Raw genomic sequence first — 1,775 nt, 5'->3', positions numbered from 1 at the left:
CAAGACCTGGGGCTACGAGGTGAAGGCGCCGCGCGGCGCGTCAAAACATGTCGGCCAGTCGAAGACCCTGTCGCAATGGGCGAGGCTCGGCTTCAAACGGCCTGCCGGCAGGGGTTTTCCGAGGCCCGGAGAAAAGGCCGTCCTCAAAATGCCGGCGGGCGCCAAGGGCCCGGCCTTTTTGATGCTGCGCAACTTCTTCATGATCAAGCGCTACAACAATTCCGACAGCTATGCGCTGGCCGTCGGCCTGCTGGCCGACAGAATTGCCGGATATGGCGGACTGAAGCAGGAATGGCCCAAGCCGGACGGTGCCCTTTCGATGGACGAGCGCCGCGAAATTCAGGTGCATTTGAAGGCGCTCGGCTACTACGGCGGCGAGATTGACGGCAATATCGGCTCCGGTTCGCAGCTTGCCATCAAGACCTTCCAGTCACGCTCCGGCTTGACGCCGGACGGTGTTCCGTCGCAAAAACTACTCAATACCTTAAGGCGATAACGGGAGACCGGATTGCTCCGAAGTCTGAACAGGCTGATACCGCATCTTTTGGTGCTGCCGCTGCTTGGCGTGTTTGCGATGGTGTTTACCGTCTCGCTGCCGGTTGTCAGCGCCGAGGCGCAGACCAAATATGAGCGCCGTTCCGTTCTGGACCGCCTGTTCGGACCGCGCCGCATCAGGCCCGAGAAAACCAACCGCCAGCGCCCGCGCGCAACGATCAAACGCAAGAAGTCCGTTACCCGTTCCTCGCCCAAGCGGTCGAAGAAAAAACAGGTCGTGACGGTCAAGAAGCTGGAAAACGCCCGCAAGATCCTCGTTGTCGGCGATTTCATGGCCAAATCGCTGTCGGAGGGCCTGCGAACCGCATTCCAGCAGGCGCCGGGCGTCGCCGTCCTGCGCAAGACCAACGGCTCGTCCGGTCTGGTGCGGGACGACTACTACAACTGGAACCGCAACCTTCCGGGCATTCTGGACGAATTTCAGCCGTCCATCGTGATCGTCATGGTCGGCTCCAACGACCGTCAGGAGATCCGCCAGAACCGCAAGCGCATACCCGTCAGGTCGGAGCAATGGGTCACCGAATACACCGACAGGGTCGACACGATGGCCCGCGCCATCCGCGCCCGCAACATACCGCTCATCTGGGTGGGCGCTCCGTCCTACAAATCGTCATCCATGTCCGCGGACATCCTTGCCTTCAACAGCATCTACCGGTCTGTGGTCGAGGAGGTGAACGGCGAGTATGTCGATATCTGGGACGGCTTCGTCGATGCCGACGGAAAGTTTGTCTATACGGGCTCCGACATCATCGGCCAGCAGGTCAGGCTGCGGACATCCGACGGCATCCGCATGACAAAGGCCGGCAAGCGCAAGCTGGCGTTTTATGTCGAGAAATCGATCCGCCGGCTGCTGGGCGACGATGCCAATGAGGGCATCGCGAAGCTGACGGAAGAAAACCTTCCCGAACTCCTCGTGCTGCACCCCGACACCGGCGCGGCGATGGTAAGAACCAGCCCCATCAGCATGGTCGACCCGGGCCTTGACGGATCGGATCAGTTGCTCGGCACCGCGGCGCCGCAGACCTCTCTCACCCGCACGCCGCGGGACGATCTGGTTTTTGACGGCAAGACAAGCAAGGCCCCGCCCGGACGGGCCGATCATTTTGTCCTGCCGCAAAAGGATGAAAAGGCCGCGGCGAAGCAAAAGCCCGACCTGCAGCCCCGGAGCTAAACCACTACCGGCTTGCGCCGGTAGGTTTTCTGTCGTGGTTTTCCAGGTA

General features: G+C 61.2%; 2 protein-coding genes. Both read left to right on the top strand.

The window, feature by feature from the left end; all coding sequences use genetic code 11:
- Positions 1 to 496, top strand: a 496-nt coding sequence (locus tag AC5E6N_RS07165; protein WP_491747175.1) for a peptidoglycan-binding domain-containing protein, incomplete at its 5' end; no start/stop codon positions are given.
- A 12-nt stretch (positions 497 to 508) separates the two neighbouring features.
- Positions 509 to 1,726, top strand: a complete 1,218-nt coding sequence (locus tag AC5E6N_RS07160) for an SGNH/GDSL hydrolase family protein (protein WP_491747174.1) — start codon at positions 509 to 511, stop codon at positions 1,724 to 1,726.
- The last annotated feature ends 49 nt before the right edge of the window (positions 1,727 to 1,775 follow it).

It is taken from the genome of Hoeflea sp. (assembly GCF_984452065.1).
This window is presented reverse-complemented; position numbering and strand designations above follow the sequence as displayed.